Annotated in this window: 15 protein-coding genes and 1 pseudogene; 6 read left to right on the top strand and 10 right to left on the bottom strand. The window is 38.8% G+C overall.

The genetic code is table 11. The annotated features are described in order from the left end of the window. Positions 1-28: 28 nt before the first annotated feature. Positions 29-1330 (bottom strand): glutamate-1-semialdehyde 2,1-aminomutase, encoded by a 1302-nt coding sequence (gene hemL / locus VL20_RS22970; protein ID WP_002748251.1) that lies wholly within the window; start codon positions 1328-1330, stop codon positions 29-31. Between the two features lie 403 nt (positions 1331-1733). Between hemL and dnaN the strand changes: the two genes are divergently transcribed. Together dnaN and VL20_RS22960 are read left to right on the top strand one after the other, a co-directional pair. Next, positions 1734-2882, top strand: a complete 1149-nt coding sequence (gene dnaN, locus VL20_RS22965; protein WP_002761694.1) for a DNA polymerase III subunit beta — start codon at positions 1734-1736, stop codon at positions 2880-2882. A 155-nt stretch (positions 2883-3037) separates the two neighbouring features. After that, a complete protein-coding gene (locus VL20_RS22960) occupies positions 3038-3775 on the top strand; it encodes a hypothetical protein (RefSeq protein ID WP_052277934.1) in 738 nt (245 codons plus the stop codon). Here the strand turns inward: VL20_RS22960 and VL20_RS22955 are convergent. Continuing rightward, positions 3772-4695, bottom strand: coding sequence for a M4 family metallopeptidase (locus tag VL20_RS22955; protein ID WP_052277933.1), 924 nt, complete (start codon positions 4693-4695; stop codon positions 3772-3774). The two genes, VL20_RS22960 and VL20_RS22955, sit on opposite strands and share 4 nt — an antisense overlap. A gap of 385 nt (positions 4696-5080) precedes the next feature. Further along, complete coding sequence (locus tag VL20_RS22950; RefSeq protein ID WP_052277932.1) at positions 5081-5785, bottom strand: hypothetical protein; 705 nt, start codon at positions 5783-5785, stop codon at positions 5081-5083. Positions 5786-6147: 362 nt separating this feature from the next. Here VL20_RS22950 and VL20_RS31915 point away from each other — a divergent pair, with 362 nt between their 5' ends. Next, a complete protein-coding gene (locus tag VL20_RS31915; protein ID WP_167341564.1) occupies positions 6148-6288 on the top strand; it encodes a hypothetical protein in 141 nt (46 codons plus the stop codon). Here the strand turns inward: VL20_RS31915 and VL20_RS22945 are convergent. Beyond that, the gene (locus VL20_RS22945; protein WP_052277931.1) at positions 6274-6561 is read right to left on the bottom strand and encodes a hypothetical protein; all 288 of its coding nucleotides are present in this window, start codon (positions 6559-6561) and stop codon (positions 6274-6276) included. The two genes, VL20_RS31915 and VL20_RS22945, sit on opposite strands and share 15 nt — an antisense overlap. Positions 6562-6626: 65 nt before the next feature. On the opposite strand from VL20_RS22945, the gene VL20_RS22940 reads away from it, so the two are divergent. Next, entirely contained in the window at positions 6627-7670 is a 1044-nt protein-coding gene (locus tag VL20_RS22940) for an IS630 family transposase (protein ID WP_052277930.1), read from the top strand. A 41-nt stretch (positions 7671-7711) separates the two neighbouring features. Here the strand turns inward: VL20_RS22940 and VL20_RS22935 are convergent, their stop codons facing one another. Continuing rightward, positions 7712-8107: a hypothetical protein gene (locus VL20_RS22935; RefSeq protein ID WP_052277929.1), complete on the bottom strand. Its 396-nt coding sequence runs from the start codon at positions 8105-8107 to the stop codon at positions 7712-7714. A 434-nt stretch (positions 8108-8541) separates the two neighbouring features. Between VL20_RS22935 and VL20_RS22930 the strand changes: the two genes are divergently transcribed. Both VL20_RS22930 and VL20_RS22925 read left to right on the top strand, forming a co-directional pair. Beyond that, positions 8542-11775 (top strand): HypX (modular protein), encoded by a 3234-nt coding sequence (locus VL20_RS22930; RefSeq protein ID WP_052277928.1) that lies wholly within the window; start codon positions 8542-8544, stop codon positions 11773-11775. Positions 11776-11798: 23 nt separating this feature from the next. Beyond that, positions 11799-12140, top strand: a pseudogene (locus VL20_RS22925) (DNA polymerase III subunit beta); the annotation flags it as partial. 570 nt (positions 12141-12710) lie between these two features. Here VL20_RS22925 and VL20_RS22920 read toward each other — a convergent pair. The 5 genes from VL20_RS22920 to VL20_RS22900 all read right to left on the bottom strand — a co-directional run bounded on the left by VL20_RS22920 (position 12711) and on the right by VL20_RS22900 (position 25406). Further along, positions 12711-13646, bottom strand: a complete 936-nt coding sequence (locus VL20_RS22920; RefSeq protein ID WP_052277926.1) for a class I SAM-dependent methyltransferase — start codon at positions 13644-13646, stop codon at positions 12711-12713. A gap of 76 nt (positions 13647-13722) precedes the next feature. Continuing rightward, positions 13723-14766 (bottom strand): hydroxyacid dehydrogenase, encoded by a 1044-nt coding sequence (locus tag VL20_RS22915; protein ID WP_284525897.1) that lies wholly within the window; start codon positions 14764-14766, stop codon positions 13723-13725. Positions 14767-14774: 8 nt separating this feature from the next. Continuing rightward, positions 14775-16535: an ABC transporter ATP-binding protein/permease gene (locus tag VL20_RS22910; RefSeq protein ID WP_052277924.1), complete on the bottom strand. Its 1761-nt coding sequence runs from the start codon at positions 16533-16535 to the stop codon at positions 14775-14777. 84 nt (positions 16536-16619) lie between these two features. Then, complete coding sequence (locus tag VL20_RS22905) at positions 16620-24518, bottom strand: type I polyketide synthase (protein WP_052277923.1); 7899 nt, start codon at positions 24516-24518, stop codon at positions 16620-16622. 132 nt (positions 24519-24650) lie between these two features. Then, the gene (locus VL20_RS22900) at positions 24651-25406 is read right to left on the bottom strand and encodes an aspartate/glutamate racemase family protein (protein ID WP_052277922.1); all 756 of its coding nucleotides are present in this window, start codon (positions 25404-25406) and stop codon (positions 24651-24653) included. Between the last annotated feature and the right edge of the window lie 5 nt (positions 25407-25411).

Below are 25411 nucleotides of genomic sequence, written 5' to 3'. Positions count from 1 at the left end.
TCAATTTTCCCAGTCGAAGCGGCATTAACTATAAACTTGCTAAAACCTCCTTAGCGGCGGCCAAAGTCCGTTCGATATCGGCCTCTGTGTGAGCTAAAGAAGTAAAACCAGCTTCAAACTGGGAAGGAGCTAGATAAACGCCTCTTTCCAACATTCCCCGGTGAAAACGACCGAATTTAGCCACATCGGCCTTTTTGGCATCTTCATAGTTATGTACGGGGGAGCCAGTGAAAAACATTCCGAACATGGCGCTAATATAACCTCCAGAAACGCTGTGACCAGCATCTCTAGCCACTTTCAGCAGCCCTTCAGTTAAGGATTTAGTCACTTTATCGAGATATTGGTAGGTGCCGGGGCGCTGGAGTAACTCGAGGGTTTTAATTCCCGCCGTCATGGCCAAAGGGTTGCCGGATAAGGTTCCCGCTTGGTACATCGGGCCGGCCGGAGCCACCATCGCCATAATATCAGCCCGACCGCCGTAGGCCCCCACCGGCAGCCCACCGCCGATAACTTTGCCGAGGGTGGTTAAATCGGGGGTGATGCCGAATTTTTCCTGAGCGCCACCGTAGGCGATGCGGAATCCGGTCATTACCTCATCAAACATTAATAGGGCCCCGTATTCCTTGGTTAATTCCCGCAATCCTTCTAAAAAGCCAGCATCCGGCACGATAAAGCCGGCATTACCCACCACTGGTTCTAAAATCACCCCGGCAATCGAGTCGGGATTTTCGACAAAGAGGGCTTTTACCGCTTCCAGGTCATTGTAGGGGGCGGTTAAAGTGTTGTTAGTGGTGGTTTTGGGAACCCCCGGCGAGTCGGGTAAACCCAGGGTGGCTACACCAGAGCCGGCTTTAACCAGGAACATATCGGCATGACCGTGGTAACAGCCCTCGAATTTGATGATTTTATCCCGGCCAGTAAAAGCCCGCATTAAGCGCAGGACGGACATACAGGCTTCGGTGCCGGAATTGACAAAACGCACCATTTCAATGCTGGGAACAGCATCAATCACCATTTCAGCGAGAATATTTTCTTGGACACAGGGAGCGCCGAAACTGGTCCCTTTATCTAGGGCCTGGTGCAGGGCGGCAATCACTTCGGGATGGGCATGACCACAGATAGCCGGCCCCCAAGTTCCCACATAGTCGATGTATTCGTTACCGTCCACGTCGCGAATATAGGCCCCTTTGACGCTTTCAAAAACGATGGGTTGACCACCGACGGATTTAAAGGCCCGCACGGGGGAACTTACACCCCCCGGCATTAATTTTTGAGCGGCTGTAAAGATTTCTTTCGATTTTGTTGTTTGATACGAAGATGTGCTAACCAATCCTGTCTCCTTGTCTATTTGAGTCTATCGGTTTCGGGGAATGCCCGGAGCTTTGTTTTGTTAACTTCCTGCTGCTTGTTCCATTTTAAAGATCACTGGCCTACATTTGACGCAATTTTTCCCTAGGAAGAGCGCTGGTCGGCTCAAGTCTCGCTCTTCTTGACTTATAGCTTGATGGTTAACAGCTGATGTAATTGGCTGAGAAAGGGCAAAAATTTCACTTTTGACAATTTTTCCACAATCTTTTCAGAATTGCAGTAAAAACCTAGCAATGGGCGAAGTTATTGCTATTGATAGATTTTAGCCCAGAAAGAGCGATCGAAAAAAGCTCCGGTTTTCCACAGATTTTCCACAGGGGAATTCTTGCTATTATTTCTTAGCGTACAAAAAAACTATTCCTGCTATGAAATTTACCAGTAGTCAAAGCGAACTCAACAGCAATTTATCCCTAGTTAGTCGGGCCGTTGCCAGTCGTCCTACCCATCCGGTGTTGGGAAATGTTCTCTTTTGTGCCGATGAGGAAAAGGGCGAAATTAGCCTGACTGCTTTTGATTTGAGTTTAGGGATTCGCACCAGTTTTCGGGCCGAGGTGGTGGAAGGGGGCAAAATTACCCTGCCGGCAAAATTGCTTAACGATATTGTCTCTCGTTTGGGAGAGGGGGAAATCACTATCTCTGTGGAAGAAAACGAGAATGATGAGGAGCATAGTCTCGCTTTCCTGAAAACTGCCTCGGCACAGTTCCAAATTCGCGGCATGAAAGCCGATGAGTTCCCAGAATTGCCCACGGTGGCCGATGGGGAAATTGTTAATTTACCTGTAGTTGCCTTGACAGAGGGACTAAAAGGTGCATTGTTTGCCGCTAGTGGCGATGAAACTAAACAGGTGTTGACGGGGGTGCATTTAACTAAAACCGTCGATTGTCTAGAATTTGCCGCTACAGACGGTCATCGTTTAGCGGTGGTACAAACTCCCCTAGAGGAGGTGGAAAGTGCCTCTGGTGGCTTTAATGTCACCATTCCGGCCCGGGCCCTGCGAGAATTGGAAAGAATGATGTCAACAAAACAAAATATCGAGACTATTACTCTGCATGTGGATGATTCTCAAGTCATCTTTGAAATGGGGGAACAGAGGTTAACCAGTCGTAAGTTAGAAGGGGCCTATCCCACTTATAATCAGTTAATTCCTAAATCCTTCGAGCGTTCTTTGGTTTTAGACCGCAAACAGTTAATCCGTTGTTTGGAATTAGTGGCGGTTTTATCGGACCAAAAGAATAACTTAGTCAAGTTTAGCCTCGATAGCGAAAATGACCGTTTATCCCTAGCGGTGGAATCTCCTGATTTAGGTAGCGCCAAAGAGTCCATGGCGGCGGAAATTCAGGGAGAAAGTGGCGATATTGCCTTTAATGTTAAATATTTGATGGACGGTTTGAAGGCTTTACCCAATAATGATATCCAAATGCAGTTAAATGCTAGTACCCAACCGGTTATTTTTACCCCCTTGGGAGGTTTAAAGATGACCTATTTGGTGATGCCGGTACAAATTCGTCAGTAATTCTGACTTAATCGGAACCGTGGGATCTGTTTTTAACCTATCCCATTTTTGATCCTGTTAACTCAATCCTATTTTCTCGCCAAAGGATTGGGTTTATTTTCTCTATTTTGGCGATATACTGTTGATCATTGAACAACTTCACGGATTGAATTGATATGTTATTATCTACTCCTGAAACAATTCAGCATATTCTTTGGCAAGGGCCACTAGAATTGGACAACGAACAAATTGCGGAAGAAAATTTTAGATTTATCTCACCTCCCTCACGGCCCAGCTATGTACCAATTGTTAGCATCGGACAACCAGAAGTTTGGCTATTAGCTGAACTTTATTCTGGTGCAATTCCCTCTTGGTTGCAGATAAAACACAATGAGGCACAATTTTTTTTAGTCCGTTTTGCCTGTTCTCTTCGTAATAGTGGAGAAGATAAATTTCAAATTACTCAAGCTAAATTTTCTGTTGATTTACTGCCCGATAATCAACAAAACCGGGCTATTGCTTTTGATCTATATCCGTTGGAAATCAATCAGGAAATCAAGCGTAACTGTAAAGTTAGTCTGTCCCCCAATATTAAGTTTAAGGAAGCTCAGGCAAGTTTAGGAGGAACAGATTTTGCCCTAGAATACCCCGAATTACAACCAACAATTATAGCCACAGGAGTTGGGGAATATAAGGCTGATTGGGAATATCGAAAAGCACAGGGAAAAGGAGTTCAAGGAAGTAAATTTATGCACATGATTGTCAAAGTCCCTAATAATATGCAATTGGTGAGGACTAAGTTAAATTTAACTGCCCGCTTGGAACAAAATGGTAATCCCTTGGTTAAATGGCTTTTTAAAACTGACATTAAAAAAGTGCCAAGCGATTGCTTAATAGTCAATTTAGTTAGCTAATATTTACTCAATTCCCACATTCCCACATCAGTAAATGCTTGGGAAATAGCATCTAATTGGCGAGGAGAAGCTTTAAGTGATTTTTTGGCTCTTTCTTTAAATACTCTACGACTCTCAGAGAAACTATCGAGCGTGGAAATATCTTCTACAACTTCACGGAATAGCTTAAGAGCAAATTCGCCATTAAAAAGAGGCTGTCCATTGATGACAGTGTTATGAATTGTCATCAATCGATAAAAAGCATGACTATGAATCAAGGAAAGTTCGTGATAATTCTTGGCAGTATTCCAATCAATTTGTCCATAGACAGACCCTGCATCTGTAAACCTTAAAGAAAGTAATGTATCTAATCGTCTCAGGGATCCAGTTCCTTCTTGAAAGTTTTCTCCCACATCCCACAGCCAATTATGAGGATTATTCCGATAACAACCATCATCCCTATGATAGTTACGCACTAAAACCGCAAATATATCACAAAAAGATTCTTCAAGTGCTTTTTTTTCTGTAAACTCATTATCTCCTTCCTCAATTTGCTGAATTAAACCATGACAAAATTCATGCGCTACTACTGTGATATCGGTTCCATAGGAAAGGTTTCTACCATTAATTTCTCTTTGTCCAAATAAAGCCCGTCTAGTTTTACGTCCCCATCCAGCAGGCTCATAGGAACCATTTATTCTGCCAACATTAATGATAGCTTCATATCTATCTAGTGGTTTGTTGAAGTTATCATCGATAAACTGGGCAACGGTTTCAACATTATCGCGAGCTTGTTGGCAAAAATCGTGACAAGGATCATCGACTAATCGGTGGTCAGTGAGAGTGATCTTAGAGGAATAATTCTCATATCTCAAATTATAAGTTCGTGAAAGCCCGAAGTTGCCATTATATGGTGCGCCATGGCATTCTGTGCAGAACATAAGTTTTTGCCCCCGATAAATTCATAAGTTCCAGTCAGTGGTTAAGTAATTAATCTTGTTAGAAAGTCGCCCAATGTGTCAAGATGGCAAAATTGCCAGAATTTAGGCAAAGCAAAGCCACAAAAAATGGATAAAATACCCATGTAAGTAGCTGATTATAATTAAATTGAAGATGGATTTTGGTGTCGATCCCCCCTTAATCCCCCCTTGATAAGGGTGGTGTCTGAAAGTTTTTAACACCTGCTTACTTATTTCCTGTTAAAAAGTGAGTTATATTTGAATAATGCAAAAAAAGCTCACCAAAACCAGCCCAACAGTTAGAGATATTTGGGTAAATATCTCCAAACGATAGACAGTTTGGCAGTAGGTTATGGACAGAACCCTTTTAGCAGAAGGTTCTCAAATTTGAGAGTTCGAGCATTATCTCCCCTGTGTGGGCATCTATCACATAATCAGTTAATTCCAGTGATGTTCCAACAGATTTTCCGCCACTGGTTGGAGCCATAACTTTAATGTTCGTAACATAAACAAGTCTCCACTCACCTAGCTTGTGACTGGAGCCATTAGAAAAGTGTTTGAAATAATAGTAAAGCTGGGGATTAACATCACAATGCTCTAGGGCTTCTGGGGAAATAGGCTCACCCTTCTTAAGACAATATTTGTAGATCGAATCTTTTAAATCTTCTTCAGGAACTTTCGGATTTTTGTCAGGAAATCCTTTTTTTACAGCTTCATCTTGAGCAACTTCAGACGAGTTTGCAAACAAAAATTTATTGTCTTCGTCTAAATCAACAATGATCGAGGAGCCGTATAAAGGGATACCTTGGTATCGGAGGCGATATTTGAATTTGAATGCTTGAGTAAATTTCGATTGATACTTATCTACACGTTCAAATTCAACCAGCAAACCCGTGGACAATCGGACTTGCTGAGTGTTCCTCGGCTCGGGTTTGGGCTGAAGGCTTTTGGGCTGAGAGCCAGTGAAGCTGCGAAGCTCCTCTCCTGCGCCACCGGGCGAGTCTGAGCCGGACAACTTAATGGCTATATCTTCTAATTCAGTTGTTTTTTTCTTTTCTAACTGTTTTGGCATTTTACAATCACTGCAAAGGTGTTACAAAGTGTTACAAAAACGAGGTAAAATTAAGGGAACTAGGGAACTACCATCAATGTAATCAAAAAATCGATTAGATGCAATATGTACCGCAAAAACGCTTAATCCGTTACAAAATGTACACGCATCAACGACAAGACACTTTTTACATCACAATTGTAATATAGTTTCTCTATGGATTAGCAGAACCCTATTCCAGTGACCTACAGGGTTGGCTGCATAAGTAGTCCAGACAATTCCTGATACTCGCCGATAATTTTTACAAAAATTAATATAGGTCTTTTATGCTCACTTACTCTAGATTAGCTGGTATGATCTAAACATATTATTTACCTCGACCCATGAACGATCTGGACACAGAAAATCAAAGACAAAGCGATGAAGACCGACAAAGAGATGCTGCGGTGTATTTGCATCTCCTCAACAACTTGTTGGGTGCAGATTACTACGGGTTAGGAATTGTGTTGCTAAAACTTCTCTGATTCTAACTCATCTACAATTCGAGAAGCAGAATCGCTTATGTCGAGCGCGAGTTTTTTATACTCACTCATGTCACCACTTTGAGAACTAGAAAATGAGCGCATTAACTCTATTTTCTCTTCCATTTGCCTCAATTGTTGCTGCCGCTGCCCTTCTGCTGACTTTTTATTGAGCATTTTTGGATTATTTCGTTCTCGCCTCTGGAATCTATATTTTGCAATTAAGGAAATCGCTGAACTGCAAATAGCTATACTTTGCACGGCTACAACTTGCATTTTTTACTCAAGGACAATAATATAGTTTAAGAGTCATAATTAGAAGCAAAGCACTCATTAAAAACATGATTAACCTAGAATTCACGGAAGAAGAAAAGAACTCACTGTATTATGAAAGATTTCATCATCCCCATCCCCGGGTTCAACTGAAGATGGAAGTTCTCTGGTTAAAAAGCCAAAAGATACCGCACCAAAAAATTTGTCAGTTAGCAGGGATCTCGCCAAATACCTTATTAACCTATCTTCGCGATTATCAAGAAGGCGGAATAGAAAAATTAAAAGAAATCAACTTCTATCGCCCTAAAAGTGAATTAGAGTTTCAAAAAGAAACCCTCAAAAAATACTTCGAGAAAAATCCACCAGCCACAATAAATGAAGCTGTATATAGGATAGAAGAATTGACGGGAATAAAACGAAGTCCTACCCAAGTGAGAAAATTTTTAAAATCAATGGGAATGAAATGTTTAAAAGTAGGTTCTCTTCCTTCTAAAGCTGACCCAGATGAACAAGAGGACTACAAAGAAAAAAAGCTAGAACCCAGACTAAATGAGGCAAAAGAAGGAAAAAGGGCTGTTTTTTTTGTTGATGCCGCTCACTTCGTCATGGGAGCATTTCTCGGTTTTGTTTGGTGTTTTGAGAGACTTTTTGTTAAGTCACCGAGCGGGCGTAAACGCTTCAATGTTTTAGGAGCATTAAATGCAATAACTCATGAAGTTATTCTGGTTACGAATGACACTTATATTACGGCAACTCAAGTCTGTGAACTCCTTGAAAAAATAGCTGCTTTAGGACTAATGATTCCCATCACTCTAGTCTTAGATAATGCCCGCTATCAAAAATGTAAAATTGTTGAAGAATTGGCTCTTTCTTTGTCAATAGAGCTGCTCTATCTGCCGTCTTATTCACCTAATCTAAATTTAATTGAAAGGCTGTGGAAATTTGTCAAAAAGAAATGTTTATATGGTAAATATTATGAGAACTTTTCTGACTTTTCTTCAGCTATTTATGAATGTCTGAATGATGCCCATCTGAAACATAAAAAAGAACTGGATTCCTTGCTGACTCTACGATTTCAGAAGTTTAATAAATCTCAGATTATGAACGTCTAAAGTATAATAAGGATGTTACTATTGCGATCGTCTCCATAAAACTATAGCTCCGAAAAAACGACACAGAAGAAACTCGAAACAACACCCCCAGAAAATAGCCATAGTGAAGATCTTTCAATTACAGCAATATTCACTGGTTGTTGGGACGCATGAGCAGCGGAAACATCGGCATATAATATGGAAGAAACAACCAAGATTAAAACGCACGCACCTCCAGAGAATAGCTCAAAGATAGGTTGAGTTCTATTGCCTCCTAAAAGATCCCCAATAGCAGCACCCACAATACCGGCCGTTACGAGAAGCAGTTCACCGTTTCTCAACAAATCAACAAGTTCAGTGGATTGTCCCCGAGTAGCTCTAATTAAAAGTGCTACTACAAGTGGAACAATTGCTAATACAACCCCAAAGATAATCCATTGAATTATTTTCCGCAACATCTACCCTTCATACATTAAGTGCAAATTCAACCAAATCTAGTTTGGTCTGAGCAAAGGTGTTACAAAGTGTTACAAAAACGGTATAAAATATATCACCTCGTCCAACTATGTTGTCAAAAAACTGAACAATGGTCAAGATGTACATACTCTTCATGTATTAGCGTAGAAAATGCACATATAAAAAGCCGCCCTCACCAGTTCAGTGATGGATACCCTATCGGTCTCTTCCGTCATCAGCAACCTCTTTCCTACATCTACAGGGTTTCACTACAAAGGCTAACAAACCAATTACTGATAATTTTCACAAGGTTTACAAAAATTAATGCAGATTTTTTATGCACATCCCCCAGATTAGCCTGTATTATATGAACATAACTATTGAATTGATCAAAACGGGCATCTAGGGCTAAATCATCAGAGTAACATCTAAACCTATGAGCGATCTGGACACAGAAAATCAAAGACAAAGCGATGAAGACCGACAAAGAGATGCTGCGGTGTATTTGCATCTCCTCAACAATTTGACCGATTTGGACATTAGTGAGGATAATCCCAAACCGAATGAGTACAAAATAGCCAAACAATGGGGACAAAATCGCATTTTTGTCCGGCGAGTGCTGCGTTCGGTGATGGGAGAGCGTTACCAAGAAAAGGAACGCGAGGAGCGGGTACCCAGTTTAAGCTTGGGGAAATTAGTTACTATTCTTAGCTCACTGGAGGCTTATTGGCAAGGAGAGTCAGCCAAAAATAAGGATAGTTTAGCCCAGAAAATGATCAATAAGTTTACCCAACAAGAAAAACAACGAGTTCTCAAAAAATATGCACAGTTATCTCTGGATGAAAGAGATAAATTGAAATTACTTGTTCATCCCGAAGCTGGTTTACTTGAGCAGTTAAAAGAGATCATTACCGATGAAATACAGCCGGATTCCCTAGACGTTGTTAGCTTTTATAAACAGGCCATTAATCTATACAGTTCCCAAAAACAACAACACAGTTACCTAAAATCTCTTGATCGAAATGATAATCAAAATCTAGATGAATCTTTAGTTAATCAGATTATAGAGTATATTCAACCCCGATTAAAAAAATATTATCAGCATTTATCAACAGGCTCGGAGCAGGAAATTATCAAGGATTTGGTTGATAAGATTTTAAGAGAAGTGAGCCGGACAGAATTTCAAGCTGGACTCAGACAAATTAAAACTGTTGTCGGGCAATGTCCAGATTTTGTTAAGAATAATTTAACTAGCGATTCCATATCGAATCTCTTTTTGGAAAGTCTGAGCAATTCAATTATCAAAAATAATTTATTAGGGGACAAATTTCCCGTTTATATCGACTATTTAGAAATTGAGAAGGTCAAACCTCTGCCCCTAAAATTATACCGAGGCAAAACAGGTTTAATCAATACCGATTTTCTCGATGATCCTGAAGACGAAAATGAGTATTATGCTCAAGGATTAGAAAAACAGATAGCTTATAGGGTGCGAGTGTATTTTTATGTCTATCCCCCAGAGAACTGGAAACCAAAACCAACCTTAGAAGAAAAAGAAATCAGCCAATTTTTCAAGCAAGAAGAATCAAACAGTCGATTAGAATTTTGTGAAGAAGTGGTAGGTGTGGGCAGTCCTATCGCTCATATTACCACCGCAATTAATCGATTTTTGTTTGAGGGGATAGATATTTTGAAAAAGCAAGGCTATCTGCCTGTCACCCAAAAAATAGTCAGTGAAGATAAAGTGATTGGCAATACAAGGAATAGTGCTGTTTGGTCTTATTCTCTGGTTAAGTTATGCAAACAGGAAGATGTGAAAAAATCTCTAGAAGGTGAAATTAATTATAATCAAATTGTCGCCGATCAAGAATTAGCAACAGGAGAATTTTATGGATTCGATCTTCTAGAATCTGCCGCTAAGTCTGCCCTTCACGCTCGACTGAGAGCCATTGAAAAAACTGGAATTGATTATCAGCAATATCTACAACAACTTTGTCAGAGAATTGAGGAAAAATATATACTAGAAAAAGCAGAAAAATGGATAAAATTCTACCCTTTCTCTCTCAGGGCTATGCAAGATTATTTAGAAAAAAAGCTGTTTAAGGATAAATATCGCAATTGGGATGAGAGAAATTTCAAGGAAGTTAATAATAATCAAGCTTGGAGTATGGTGGCCTATGAAGCACATTTGGCAATTATTCAAGTATATCTTCAAGAGGGTCTCTATCGTATTGCCCAAAAATATCTTGAGGTTATTAAACCCCATATCGAAAAGGGACGACTAGACGATAAACTATTAGTTAGTCTCTACTATATCTGTCTATTTGATTATCATTTTTATACAGACCTTGAAGATGAGGAACGTGACCATCAAGAAAGGGGTTCTGCAATTCGTAAAGCTGAAGAATGTTTGAACACTGCTGAAGAATATTTGCAGGAATATTTGAAAGAATACGCAATCATTGGTGAATACTCTCAAACTAATGCTCATCCTTTTTTCTATTATCTATCTCGTATCTATTCTCACCGCGCTAAAATTTATATCTTTTTCCCTTACATTGCTCAATTACCCAATCCCAAAACTCATTTATTAATTGAACCTCTTCGTCTCTTAGAAAAAGCTCGTATTTATGCGGCTAGAGACGGTGATGCTAATTACTATGCTTACTGGACAGTGTATCAAATTTGGTCTTATTTAATCACTGCTTATGTCGGAGACACCAATCGATTAACGGAAAAATTTAGCCGCCAAAATTGTCTAGAATGGGCCGAACGTTTAATTAAAAATGCTCTTGATTGTTATGGAGAGCGAGGCAGAAAATCTTATCAACAGATAAAAAATTATAGTGGTAAACAGACAGAGTTTGTTATATCAAATATAGTTTATGAAAAATACAATGATATTTATGTGCAAACTATCCCCCCAATTATTGAAATCGGAAAGGGCAGCAGCCACTTAGACGAGTTTTATCAAGAAATACTTAAACTTAAATCTAGTCAATCTCAAGAAAAAATTATACAGCTACCCATGTCAGCATTAACTTACCTTGACTCAAATTCAGATAATAAAGTTTATTTATTTGGTATTCACGCTAGTCTTCTTTTATTTGGGTTGGGACTGGTGGAACTTTGTAAAGATAATCAGGAAGAAGGATTAGAAGAACGTATTCGTATGGCGATGAAAAGGTTTACTTTAGGAGCGGCAATTGCATCTGAGGGAACAGTGGATGAAAAAAGAGGAGAAAAAACCTATCTTCAGCGAATATTTACCGAGCAAAAGCCAAATAAAGATCAAAAAATGCCCGAAGATTTTCAAATTAGAGGCTTATATCCTCACCGGTTAACTCAGTTTACCGCTAAAGGGAAAATTTTTGCAGCAACCTGTCGAGTAATTCTCCTTTTGTATAACTACGAAAAATATAGTAGCTATTGGCCAGAGGTCGCCTATCTTTTGAATGATTTACACGATGCTCAAACTATTATAAGATCGAATAATCCTGATTATTCTTTGGGACAAAATCGCTATAGTGGTCATCTAGAACAACAATTTAAAGGGGTTAAAAGTTACTTGGAAAGTCCGAAAAATTCTGTCAAATCAGGTTCTTTAAAGGAAATTAGAAACAGAATTGTCACTGATATATTCAAAATACTTCGCGGCGACAAAGTGTAACTCTATCTGCTAATTCCTAATTTTTAGACCGCAAACAATTAATCCGTTGTTTGGAATTAGTGGCGGTTTTATCGGACCAAAAGAATAATTTAGTCAAGTTTAGCCTCGATAGCGAAAATGACCGTTTATCCCTAGCGGTGGAATCTCCCGATTTAGGTAGTGCCAAAGAGTCCATGGCGGCGGAAATTCAGGGAGAAAGTGGCGATATTGCCTTTAATGTTAAATATTTGATGGACGGTTTGAAGGCTTTACCTAATAATGATATCCAAATGCAGTTAAATGCTAGTACCCAACCGGTTATTTTTACCCCCTTGGGAGGTTTAAAGATGACCTATTTGGTGATGCCGGTACAAATTCGTCAGTAATTCTGACTTAATCGGAACCGTGGGATTTGTTTTTAACCTATCCCAAGCACTGGATTGTAAGTAGCTGGTTATAATTAAATTGAAGATAGATTTTGGTGTCGATACCCCCTTAATCCCCCTTGATAAGGGGGGTGTCGATCCCTCCTTAATACTAGGGCTAATTCATTCTCCGAATCTACTTCTTTTTTTTGCTACCTTTAATCGCTTACGAGGTAAGTTAGGGAGCAGGGGAGTACCGGTTTTTGCTCTCATAGTAGGTTGATTCATGAATCAACCTACAAAGCACGACGTTTTGACAAATTTTCAGCTATGTATTTCCGAGAAATCGACTAAAAACGTTACCAGATAAGGAGTTGAGAGAATGACATAAGAGAGAATGAATCAGCCCTACATCTGGGGTGTGACTAGCTATTTCTAGCTTAACCTGCGTTCGGGATAACGCTATAGAAGAGACTGTTAGAAAACCTTGGCCAATTCTAGATTCTCAACTCCTTGATTAATAGGCGATCGCTAACAAGAAGTCCCCCCTATCTATGGACTGGGTTTTACATCAATCTGCTTAAACCGAACTCAGTTTAATTTAGGCTTTTCTGCCGAAAACAAAAGATAATCATCAAACGCCATAAACCAACCCCGATTTCTTGACCAAGCTTCGAGTCCTGGGTTATCTTTCTGGAGATCGATAACTAAATCATGCTTACTAATTCCTTGGCTAATCTGGGCAAAATAATGAACCATTGCCGGCCAAACATATTCACTAATAGATAAAGCTTGGATATTAACAAATCCATGCTTTTTGAGTTTTTCTACATAAATATGTCGGTCGTATTGATTAGGAAAGGGAATACACATTTTCTTACTATTAACCCGCAGCCAGAAGTTAATTTCTCGACCCACTCTAGGCAAACAATCCGCTATAGCCAACCTTCCACCGGGCTGCAAAACTCGAAAAGCTTCCGCAAAAAAATCCTCACGAGTGTCAAAATGAAAAGCACATTCTAAAGCGGTCAACTTATCAAAAGAATTCTCAGGAAAAGGTATTTGAGTAGCCGAGCCTACTTGAAGTTTTATCCTGTCCGATAACCCTGCTTTAGCTACTCTTTCTTGAGCAATTTCTACTTGTAACTCGGTTGTATTTAGACCGATAATTGAGCCAACATTGTTTTCTCTTACCCAGAGTAAATCCTGTTCAGCAAAACCGAAACCCACATCCAAAAGGTGATCTCCGGCTTTAAGTTCGGCTACTTCGGCTAATTTACGCGCTAAAGCGGCACAAGCTCCGTTATAAGTTGTTTCTTCTTTCCAATAACCAAAATTAAGCCATTGGGGAAAATTAGGATCATGAAGATGAGGATCGCGTTTCGCTATATTAGTATACAGTTCAGAAACTTGAAACTGATCTTGCAAAAACGCCATTTCTCGAGCTGGATTAAGGATAAATTGTTTGATGGTTGCCCAGCGATTACGCCATTCATCTTTGAGGGGAATTTTGCCGATGTTTTCCAAATTATTATCCTCCTAAGGATTTTGCAGAAATATTGCCATTTTTAATTAACCGAATCCCTGAGATTCTCTAGATGCTTTAAAAAAGATTCCACACCTCCGGATTAATCATATAAGGAGGCTTCTCTCCCCGAAGCACTTGTAATATTTGATTCGCCGCCGAAACAGCAGCCGCTAGACTCGCTTCAGGGGTTACTCCGGCTAAATGAGGTGAGAGAATGACATTCTCAAAATTATATAAAGGATTATCTAAAGCCGGCGGTTCTGGTTCAAAGACATCGAGGGCGCATCCAGCTATCAATTTTTGATTAAGGGCGATCCCTAAATCCTTTTCACAAACGACTTTTCCCCGGGAGGTATTAATTAAAAAAGCTGTTGGTTTCATCTTTTTAAAAACTGAGATATTAAACATTTCCCGCGTTTCACTTGTTAGTTCAGTATGCAAAGAAACAAAGTCCGATTCAGCCAGAAGAACATCTAAATCTTTGAACAAAGTTGCTCCTACTGTCTCCGCTTTGCTGGCTGGAACATAGGGATCATAAGCTAATACTCTCATCCCCAGTGCTAGGTTACATTTGTGAGCCACCAGAGTACCAATTCTTCCTAAACCTACAATACCAAGGGTCTTGTTTTCGAGTTGAATCGGTTGCATCTGATTGCGAATTAAATAGTTACCCTTTTTCACACAATGATCTAAAAAAGGGAGCTTTTTAGCAAGGGCTAAAATCATAGATAAGGTGTGTTCTGCTACAGCTGTAGTTGACATTCCGGGATTATTAACAACGATAACCCCCTGTTCTGTTGCTGCCATAATATCAATAGAATCTGTGCCAAATCCAGAGGTACTAATTACTTTTAAGTGTTTTGCTAATCGGATTGATGAAGCCTCTAACTTATTAGGATAACGCACAAATACGCCAGATACTTCTTGAATGGCCTCATTAATTTCCTCCGGTGTAGGGTTGGACAAAATCTCTATATTAGTAGATTCTTCAAGAAGTTTTTGCCCCGCTTCATCATACATTTTTCCGATTAAAAGAACCCTGGGTTTTTGAATATCCATAGTCAGAGTTTTTGGTGAAGTAGTAGTCATCGTAATTTTTCCTAAATTGAGTTTTGGCAATGAAACAGTTACAAAGATTTTGAGGATCGATAATCATCTATGGAAAGAAGTCGCCAACTAGAATCCTCTAAAAGTTCTAACACCCATTGATGATACTTAAATAAACTTTCTCTATGTCCTACGCTAATAAAAGTTGTCTGTGCTTTTTGTAACTGCTGATATAAGGTTTGTTCGTTGTTCAAATCTAAGGCACTTGTGGCTTCATCTAAGATTACATAGCGGGGATGGGTTACTAACAATCGGGCAAAAGCAAGGCGTTGTTGTTCTCCTAAAGATAATATATTTTCCCAAGGAACTTCCGCATCAAAGCCATGAACTTTTGTGGCTATATTTTGAAGATTAACTTGTTGTAAAACGGATTCAAGTTCTCCATCGGTCATTTCACGGGTTGTTTTAGGATAAAGTAACTGTTCTCTGAGAGTTCCTAAAATAATATAAGGACGTTGAGGTAAAAAGAGAAATTGTTCTAAGGGAGGTCGTTTTAAACAACCAGTTCCTGCATTCCATAAGCCAGCAATAGCTCTTAATAGAGAACTTTTACCTCGTCCACTCGGTCCGACAATTAATAAACCTTCGCCTGGTTCGATAGATAGTGATAAATGTTGAACAATTACCTTTTCATAATCCGGTGTTTGTAAAGTAACATCCTCAAACTTGATCTGATTTTGTTCAAGGGTTTTAATGGTACTAGCATCCTTGGGTTGTTGGCGCATTTCTTCTAAGGCCGACGAAAATTCAGATAGACGCTCAACATAACTGGAAAATCTGCCCAAAGAACCAAATTCAAGGATTAACTCAGAAAAACCATTAGCAAACATACTGCAAGCAATAATAGCCTGATTAACTTGTCCGAAATCAATTTCCCCCCGAATATAGGCTGGAGCAAAGACGACAAAGGGAAATATTTGAATAACTGAGCGATAACCTCGACTAAAAATGTCTTGATTTCTCTCCCAATCAATCTTACTGAGAGAATTTCTGACGAGATTATTAAATCGACGTTGAATGATTTTCAACTCTTGATTTTCGCCTTGAAAAAAGGCAATAGATTCAGCATGATTCCGAACATGAGTTAAAGTGTAGGTGTAATTAGCTTTGGATTCCAATTCTTCTTGACTAATCTTATCTAATTCTCGACTTAAATAAACAGCAATTAGGTTGCCGACAATTGTATAAGCCACTAAAATCAAGGCGGCTAGTCGAGAAATTGAGAAAAGAATTACTAAAAAAGTAGTCATTTCTAAGACTTTTTCTAATAAAATAGCTCCAAAATTAACAGCATTTCTAGCAATGGGTTCTATTTCTTGGGCTATCCTTTGATCCGGATTATCCACATCGGATCTAAAATTAATTTTGTAATAAGCGCGATGGCTCAAATATTGGGTAACAACCTGCTGATTTAGCCATTCATACCAATCCAGAATAATTCTTTTTTTAACAAATTTAGAAAATGCAGTAAACAGGGTAATTAAAAGTAATCCTAAGCCATAGAATAATAAAATTGTCAGAAACTTAGAGGCATTTTTATCTTGAATAATAACATCAACCAAATAGCGATTAACGAAGCTATTAACTGCATTAGAGGCAACCAGTCCAACAATTACTAAAAGGAGGAGAAACAGCATTCCCCATGAACTTATTACCTCGGAAAATTTTCTTCCTTCTTTAGGATCAGTTGGATACCAGTAAGGACCGGCAATCAATTTCAGATTGTCAAAAAATTGATGAGAGCTTTTTACGGTTTCTTGTTGAAAAAATGTAGTTTGCATAGTTTTAATATAGGTTAACTTTTTTAAGAAATGCCTTGAATTTTTTTTAATTTCAAGCTTTCTAACTTCAAGGATTAGGATTATTTAATCTCCTAAAAAAGCCTCTAAATCAGTAAGTTCTTGTAAGATTAAATCCTCACTAATCTCCTGCTGAACTTCAGTGAAGTTAATCATCTTTTTCTCGGCTGTTTTTTGAACTTTTTCACCGAAAATGCGGTCAAGCAGATAATCAACTAAGCGTCTAATATTAGGGAAATCAAAGACTAAAGAAGTGGGTAAGAGAACTTCTAATCTTTTCTCTAAACGATTTTTCAATTCAATAGAGGATAGGGAATCAATTCCCATTTCTATCAATCCTTGTTCTGTATCTGGCATAGATTTAATCCCTAAAATCATTCTGACTTGTTTGCTAACATATTCTAACAAATATTCCCGACGTTCTCCGAAAGGCATCTCCTCTAAAAGATGCAGTACAGAGTCTGATTCTTGAACAGACTTAATGGGAATTTCTGAGAGTCCTAAATTTTTTAGGAGTGGTTTTTCACCTTTAAATTGATAGATATTTTTGAAACGAACCCAATCCACATCGGCGATTAAAACCTGTGTTTGATTAGAAGCCATAATAGCATCCATCACTCTCAAGGCCAGATCTGGAGCAATTTCCCTGATCCCAATCTGTTTGAGCCAGTCCTCATAGTCTTGAGATACTATACCATGACCCGCCAATAATGCCCAATTTAAAGTCGTTGCAGGTAGCCCTTGAAGATGACGGAAATGAGCCAAAGCATCCAGCCAATGACTAACAGTATCATATAAGCCTTGTTCTTTTGCCCCCCAAATTGCACCCGCCGAAGAAAACAGCACAAAATAGTCTAATTGACTACCCAAAGATAGTTGATGTAAATTCCAAGAACCCTTAACTTTTGCCTGAAAAACTGCTTCGAGATCCTGCAAAGTACAGTCTTTTAATTGAGCTTGTCGGCCTGAGATTCCGGCAAGATGGAAAATGCCACGCAAGGGATAAGCGGTTTTTTCAATCTGGGTAAATATGGCCTGCATAGCCTCAAAATTGCCAACGTCTGCCGAAATAACTTCGATTGATGCTCCTTTTTCCTCTAATTTTCTGATTTTTTCTGATATTTGGGCTAATTCGGTTGCTGAATCCCACAGGAAGCGAGCCGGTAATGAGCGGCGTGTCGTTAAAATGAGATGTTTTGCTCCTAAATTGACTAAATGTTCCGCCAATTCTAAGCCTAGATGTCCTATTCCTCCCGTAATTAGGTAGGTAGCCTCAGGTTGAATCTTAACGGTTGTTGTCTCTAGAGACTTGAGAGGAAGCAGACGAGCAACATAGCCTTGACCTTTGCGGAAGACCAAATGATCCTCATCGTGAGCATGAGTTAATCCTAATAGTAATGCGGTAATATTTTGAGTAATATCAACGTCGGGATCAAGATCCAGCATACCTCCCCATAATTGCGGATTTTCTAGGGCAATAACACGCCCCATTGCCCAAAGAGGAGACTGAAACCCTAAAGAAGGCTGTTCTAATTCAAAGGGTTGGGCTCCCTGAGTGACAAGGAATAATTGAGGGGGATTAGGGATTTTTTGAATAGCTTTGAGAAGATTTAAAAGATAGTTACAGCGATTCAATAAAATGGATTCTGGTTGATCTTTGCCATCACTATTCAAAAGATAAATAATCCGATCTGGAGATGGATTTGACGCAAACCATTCCTCTAATTGTTGTAGTTGATTAGCATTCAAACAAGACTCAGAAGATGATATTTGTGTATTTTTCTGCCCTTGATAAATTATCCGACAGGAATCACACTTTTTCAGTAGTTGCTCTTGAATCCCTAATGGAAAAGTATCTTGTTCTGGGTCAACCTCGGTAAAAATTAGCCAGTTTTTAGCGAGGTTAGGGGGGATTTCTGAACTTTGAGCCAGAATAATACTTTGCTGAAATAAAACACTACCTATTTTTTGATCAGGAGAAACAAATTCCACCTGAGAAAACCCCGATTTAAGCAGAATAGATTCCCAAGTCGATGCTGTAATTATAGGATGATTTGGGCGCAAATGATAATCGCTAAAACGCCACCAACCTTGAGTCACACCAAAGATTAAATCAATCCAGGAAGATTGCTGAGTTAATTCTAACAGTAATAAATGACCGCCTGGACGTAGTAAACTTTGAATATGAGGCAAGGTTTCCTCTTGTAAATTGGCGGTAGAGTGTAAGACATTAGCTGCGATAATCAAGTCATAAGAATGACAGCAAAACCCTTGTAATTTCGGATCTTTTTCAATATCGAGAACTTTGTATTCTAGTCCAGAAAATTCAGCCAAATTATCTCTAGCTTTCTCTAGAAAGAAGGGGGAAACATCAGTGAATGTGTAGGTAATTTGACGAGAGTTACAAGCTTTAAGAACCTGTTGGGTTGTAGCTCCAGTTCCCGCACCAATTTCGAGAATGCGGAGGGAGGCTGAGGGAGCATAACTTGAGAGGAGAAGTTCAACGGTTTTAGAGATACCCAGATTGAGAATTTTTGCCGAAGATGTATTTTTATAAAATTCGCTGGCTCCTCCTTGTCCATCTTGAGAAAATAGGATAGATAAAGGAGATATTTTTCCCGTAATAATGGCCGCTAAATTTGTGGCAACTTGTCGAAATAGATTGAGTTCTATTTGAGCATTAGGATAATGATTGATTAAATCTTCTACCGCTAAATCAGGATTAGATTGTTCAGGTTCTTTAACAATTTTCCATCGGGTATTTTGCTTTTCTAAAATGCCGACTTTCGCTAATATTTCTAGAACATAATTCCAGAAAGATTTATATTCTTGTTTGAGTCCAGCTTGAATAAAACTTTGATCGGGATCAAGAAAGGTATTCATTTGAAAGAGTTCTAAATCTTTCAGAGCTTTAACAACAAAGTCAGCCGCCAGTTTTTCCATTTCAGAAAAAGCGCGAGAAACTCCCATCAATTCTGAGGATTGTAATTGGGGTTCTAAGTAAACCTCTAAATCCGTTTTAAGGCTGGTCAGATTTTCTAGCTTACCGTTAGCTAAATCCCAGGGAAGCCAAGCTACTTGATAAAGTAATTTGGCAAAATCAAAGTCCTCTTTTTCTTGATAATACAGTTTAATCAACTGTTGAACAATGGCGGATATTGTTGGTTTTTCATCTTCAGAATAATGACCTGTTTCTAAGAGGGTTTGCAGCAAAGTATTTTTGTCCTTTTCAGATAACATTTTGACTAGATTAGATTCCTGTGGAACAGTTGCAGATGGGGTTTTTAAAGGAATCCAGTGTTGACGTTTTTGAAAGGGATAAGTAGGTAAAGCACATCGTCTAGGATGATAGTCTTGATCAAAACTAAACCAGTCTATCTTTGCACCGCGAACATAAAGTTTGCCCAGACTTTCTAATAAAACTTGCCAATCAGAAAATCCTGAGCGTAAACTGGGTAGAGTTAGAGGTTCAGATGAAGATAGGGATGATTGAACAATTCCTGAGAGAATAGGTTGAGGTCCAATTTCAATAAAGGTATCACATCCGAGAGATTGTAGGAATAAAGCCCCTTGATGAAATTGTACCGTATTTAGTAAATGTTGAAGCCAATACTGAGGAGTCATAATGCTGTCATCAGCAATTTCTCCTGTTAGGTTAGAGACCAGAGAAATTTGAGGTTGACTGAAAGAAATCTCTTGAAGAATCGTTTTAAATTCTGCAACCATTGGTTCTACTAAAGGGGAGTGAAAAGCATGAGAAACTTTAAGTTGACGAACTTTAACCCCGGAATTAGTAAAATGGTTACAGAGTTTTTGAATTACGTTTTTTTCTCCAGAAATAACGGTATGTTGTTCTGCGTTAATGGCAGCAATAGCGATTTTTATTCCCTGACTTTGGCAATGCTCAATAACTGAGTTTTTATCGAGAAAAATAGCGGCCATTTCCCCTTGATTTTGGGGTAATTGCCCCATCAAGTTGCCTCGATGGCTGACCAGTTTTAAGCCACTTTCAAGATCAAAAACACCAGCAAAACAAGCAGCTGAATATTCTCCTAAACTATGGCCTAAAATAGCGGCTGGTTGAATTCCCCAAGAATGCCATAATTGAGCGAGAGCAACTTCAATCAGAAATAGTGCCGGTTGGGTATAAGCGGTTTGGTTTAAGGGGTCATCTGTATCGGCAAATACGACGTTTAGTAGGGATTTACCCGTTAGTTTTTGATAGTATTTTTCCCCTGCATCTAAAGTTTTTCTAAAGGTGGGTTGAGTCTGATAGAGTTGATGAGCCATCCCTGCATATTGAGAACCTTGTCCTGTAAATAAAAAGGCAATTTTAGGCGGTCTTTTTTCATCAACTATACCATGAATAGTTGACTGATAATCTAGTTGCTTGAACTGACGTAATTGTTCAATAAAATCACTGTTTTTATAGCCAGTTAAGGCTAACCGATTTGAGAAATGAACTCGGCCTGTATTTGCCGTAAATACTACATCAGACATATCCTTTTCAGGTTGACTTTCTAAAAAGTCTATGTAGCGACTTACTAACTCTTTTAAAGCTGGTTCGGTTCGAGCGGAAAGGGTGAGCAAATGATAGGGACGTTTGCTCTGATTGTCTTGAGGAATAATGGGAGGAGCTTCTTCTAGAATAACATGAGCATTAACCCCGCCAATACCTAAAGAGTTTACCCCTGCCCGTCGGGGTAATTTTTCGTCCTTGTCTTGCTTAGTAGTCCAAGAAATAGCTTCATTATTAATATAAAAAGGAGTCTGAGAAAAATTAATTTGAGGGTTAGGATTTTGGAAATGTAATGTAGGTGGAATAATCTTATATTTGAGGGACAAAGTCGCTTTCATTAAACCAGCAATACCAGAAGCAATCTGCATATGTCCGATATTGGTTTTTACTGAACCTAAAACACATTCTCCCTCATTTGCCCCCTGATAAACTTTAGCTAAAGCATCAACTTCTATGGGATCTCCAAGGGGGGTTCCTGTGCCATGAGCTTCCACAAAACTAATTGTATTAGCATCAACACCAGCAAAGGCTAAGGCCTCCGTAGCGGCAGCAATTTGACCCTCTCCACCGGGGGCAGTAAATCCTAATTTTTGGCCACCATCATTATTAATAGCAGAGCCTTTAATAACTGCATAAATATGGTCATGATCGGCTAAAGCATCTGACAATCTTTTGAGCATAATTACTCCTACTCCACTGCCAAAAATAGTCCCTTTTGCTTCAGCATCAAAGGCGCGACAATGGCCATCAGGAGACATAATCAGTCCTTCTTGATATAAATAACCAATTTTTTGAGGAGAATTAATTGAAGCAGCTCCAGCTAAAGCCATATCACTTTCTCCACTGATGAGACTCTGACAAGCGAGATGAACTACAACTAATCCAGTAGAACAAGCGGTTTGAACATTAACGCTCGGACCATGTAAGTTGAGTTTATAAGAAATTCGCGTTGTTAAATAGTCTTTGTCATTAGCTACCATTGTTTGAAACCCTCCCATTGAATCTAGTGTGAAGGGTTGTAACTCGTCATTACTATCTAATTTACCCCGATTAGGATAACAATTATTTATCAAATAGGTGTTCATACTTGCGCCAGCAAATATACCAATTGATCCTTGATAAGTATTAGGATTATAACCGGCGTTTTCTAAACATTCCCAACTACATTCAAGCAGTAAACGTTGCTGAGGGTCTAGTAATTCTGCCTCTCTATCTGTATAGCCAAAAAATTCGCTGTCAAAGTATTCAACTTGCTCGAGAATTGGTCTAGCTCTAACATAATTAGGCTGATTCGAGAGTTCTGGAGACACTCCCGATTCTTGTAATTCTTCTTCAGAAAAGAAAGAGATAGTTTCGATTCCATTTTTTAAATTTTCCCAAAAGGTTGTTAAATTTTTAGCCCCTGGGAATTGCCCCGCCATACCAATAATTGCAATGTCATGGGTTTGATTATGGCGACGGCTCCGATTTTCGGCACGTTGACGGCTTTTTTGTGCTATAACTTGATTAGTATTTGATTCTTCGCTTAAGAAACGGGCTAGGGTGGCAACGGTAGGATTTTTAAACATTTCAGCAAGGGATAGCTGACGGTTAAAAAGTTTTTCAAGTTCATTTTGAACTCGGATTAAGTGTATAGAATGTCCCCCTAGTTCAAAGAAGTTATCCTCTAAACCAACTGAGGTTAACTGTAAAACTTCACTCCAAACTGCTGCTATTTGACGTTCATTTTCTGATTGAGGTAAGGTTTGATTTTTCTGACGCTCTTTTGCTAAATATTGATCTATTTCTTGGATACGGCTGCTAAATAATCCCTGTTCAAAATCCTTTTTTAATTTAGATTTTTGAACTTTGCCAATAGAGGTTTTAGGAACTAAATTTCTGTCTATTGGAATGACATAAGCTGGAGCAATCCCGAATTTTTGGGTTACATGACTGCGAATTTTTCTAACAACTTTTATCCCCTGTTCAAATTGCTCAGATTCTGGGCTAAAAGTAATAATTAATAAGTCAGTTTCTCGACTTTGATCAAAGACGGCAAAGGCGGCTGTATAAGATACTTTAACCCCTTCTAATTCTTCGATTGTTGTTTCAAGTTCATGGGCAAAGTAATTAACACCATTAATTATAATTTCTTGTTTTTCTCGCCCAGTAATAAAGAGTTCGCCCTTAAATAAATACCCCAAATCTCCCGTAGTAAACCACCCTTCTTGAAAAACTTCCTGGTTGAGTTCAGTATTATTGTAATATCCTTTAGTAACAGAATTACCTTGAATTTGAAGCTTTCCAATTTCTCTTTCAGGTAAAGGATTATTTTCCTGATCGACTATCCGGATAGTTGCTCCAGGAATCGGCTTTCCTAGAGAGACAAAACTATTTTCTTCGGTGAGTTCATTTTTACTTAAACCGGCTGACCAAGTAATCCCAGAACAGGATTCAGTCATGCCAAAAGCTGGTTTAATCGCTCTCTCCCGTAGTTGATGTTTTTCGAGAATTTCTAAGAATAGGCGAATAGTTTTTACTGAAACTTGCTCGCCAGCATTCACTAAAAATTTCATTGAGGAGAGGTTATAAGAGACGTGCTTAAGTTCTTCGGCCTGTTGATTAATTAAGGAAAATGCAAAGTTAGGAGACCAAGAAATGCTTACTTGATGCTTTTGAATGAGTTCTAACCATTGCAGGGGTTGGCGTAGGACTAATTCCATGGGAACATGAATTTGATCACAAGCCAAATCTACCGCCATAATTCCTAAAAATACGATAGCTCCTACATGATCCAAAGGCATCCAATTAAGGGTAACTTCTTGTTGGGTAAAGTGGTTCATCGCCACTGTACCAGCAGTCATGGACAGAATATTATGATGAGTTAATATTACTCCCTTGGGCATACCGGTACTACCCGAAGTAAAGAGTAATAAGGCTGGAGCTTGTGGATCAAGAATCGGCAATTGATGGACTTTAGAGGGGGCTTTTCTGAGTTCATTAACTGAGATAACTTGCCACCCTTCTAGATGAGAGGAAGTTCCTAATTTTTCAATTTCAGTAATTAGCTCACTGTCGGATAATATCAAAGGATTGTCTAAAATTTTCCAAACATTCTCTAGTTTTTTGACGGCAGAATTTTCCAGATCATAGCTAGGAGCAACGGTCAAAGGAACTGGAATAATTCCCCCTAAAAAACAAGCCCATAGTGCGGGAATAAAGTCTTGATTTTTGGCAATTTGTAGAATGACTTTATGCCCTAATTTTATCCCTTTTTGTTCCAGTCCATTTAAAATAACGAGAGCATCTTGATATAAGTCTTGATAACTCTGAAAATATTCAGTTGCGTCATTTTTAATATAAGTAATTCCATGATTATTATGTTTAGTGGCAGTTTCTAAGACTTCTGACAGAGTCCGCCAATTATCTTCCAATTGTCCTCCAAAACTGATTGAATGCTTAGACATTTTTTTTTACACCTCTTGATCAAAAATAGGAATAATCTTGAAAACCTGATGAGCCAGTATATCGCTACGCACAAGTTAAAAGTCAGAAGTGATCAACTCAAGTTTGAATTGTACCTGATAGAGGTGCGATGGTCAAGGGCTTTTTGGGTTTGAAGGCTGATGGCAGTCGGTCACTAGATCTACCTGAGCTTGTTTGATGATTAACTGAGAAAAGTTTTGAGCGATGGTACTTAAAGGATCGATCGCTTTAATGGAGTCAATTCCTTTGAGTTTGAGAGATTTTGTTAAGAGATGAAATTCGGTACACCCAGAAATATAGGAGCGAGTGTTATATTTCTCTAATAATGCTTCTATATCCCTAAGAATACTTAACGGATCCTGTCCTCTTTTTAGCACTTTATAGATCATTTCATGAATCAACTTTTGATCAATTTCTGAGAGAGAAATAATCAGATCTGCGGTGGTGCAGCCTTCATGAAATAATTTTTTCTGGTAAGTCCCTGTACTAGCAAGTAAAAGGGTAGGTTTATTATATTCTTGGAGTTCTTGGTCCGCTATTTTAATTAAGGAAATAAGTTTATCCTTCAGATTTTCGGGAATCTGAGGTAGAGCATAATGAGCCGTACAACAGCCAATGACTATGCAATCAGCCAGTTTATTGAGATGTTCCAGATTGACTTGAATAAAATCAATAAATTCTCTTTCTTTTCCACTATCAATAGAACCTGTGCGATCAGGTGCAGAGGGAAGGGAAAAAACGATAACATTAGGGGCTTCTTGTTCCTTATCAATAAAAGGATTATATTCATAAATCGACTTCAGAAATTCGGCAGTAACCACTGGTCCCATACCACCTAAAACGCCAAGAATCGGTAGTTTTGTCTTCATTAAAA

Origin of the sequence: Microcystis panniformis FACHB-1757, assembly GCF_001264245.1 — a bacterium.
Lineage (GTDB): Bacteria > Cyanobacteriota > Cyanobacteriia > Cyanobacteriales > Microcystaceae > Microcystis > Microcystis panniformis.
This window is presented reverse-complemented; position numbering and strand designations above follow the sequence as displayed.

Coding starts and splice junctions, on each gene's coding strand:
- VL20_RS22950 (WP_052277932.1), bottom strand. CDS start 5,785: ATGCCAAAACAGTTAGAAAAGAAAAAAACAACTGAATTAGAAGATATA.
- VL20_RS22935 (WP_052277929.1), bottom strand. CDS start 8,107: ATGTTGCGGAAAATAATTCAATGGATTATCTTTGGGGTTGTATTAGCA.
- VL20_RS22905 (WP_052277923.1), bottom strand. CDS start 24,518: ATGTCTAAGCATTCAATCAGTTTTGGAGGACAATTGGAAGATAATTGG.
- VL20_RS22955 (WP_052277933.1), bottom strand. CDS start 4,695: ATGTTCTGCACAGAATGCCATGGCGCACCATATAATGGCAACTTCGGG.
- VL20_RS22940 (WP_052277930.1), top strand. CDS start 6,627: ATGATTAACCTAGAATTCACGGAAGAAGAAAAGAACTCACTGTATTAT.
- VL20_RS22910 (WP_052277924.1), bottom strand. CDS start 16,535: ATGCAAACTACATTTTTTCAACAAGAAACCGTAAAAAGCTCTCATCAA.
- VL20_RS31915 (WP_167341564.1), top strand. CDS start 6,148: ATGAACGATCTGGACACAGAAAATCAAAGACAAAGCGATGAAGACCGA.
- VL20_RS22945 (WP_052277931.1), bottom strand. CDS start 6,561: ATGCAAGTTGTAGCCGTGCAAAGTATAGCTATTTGCAGTTCAGCGATT.
- VL20_RS22930 (WP_052277928.1), top strand. CDS start 8,542: ATGAGCGATCTGGACACAGAAAATCAAAGACAAAGCGATGAAGACCGA.
- VL20_RS22960 (WP_052277934.1), top strand. CDS start 3,038: ATGTTATTATCTACTCCTGAAACAATTCAGCATATTCTTTGGCAAGGG.
- dnaN (WP_002761694.1), top strand. CDS start 1,734: ATGAAATTTACCAGTAGTCAAAGCGAACTCAACAGCAATTTATCCCTA.
- VL20_RS22900 (WP_052277922.1), bottom strand. CDS start 25,406: ATGAAGACAAAACTACCGATTCTTGGCGTTTTAGGTGGTATGGGACCA.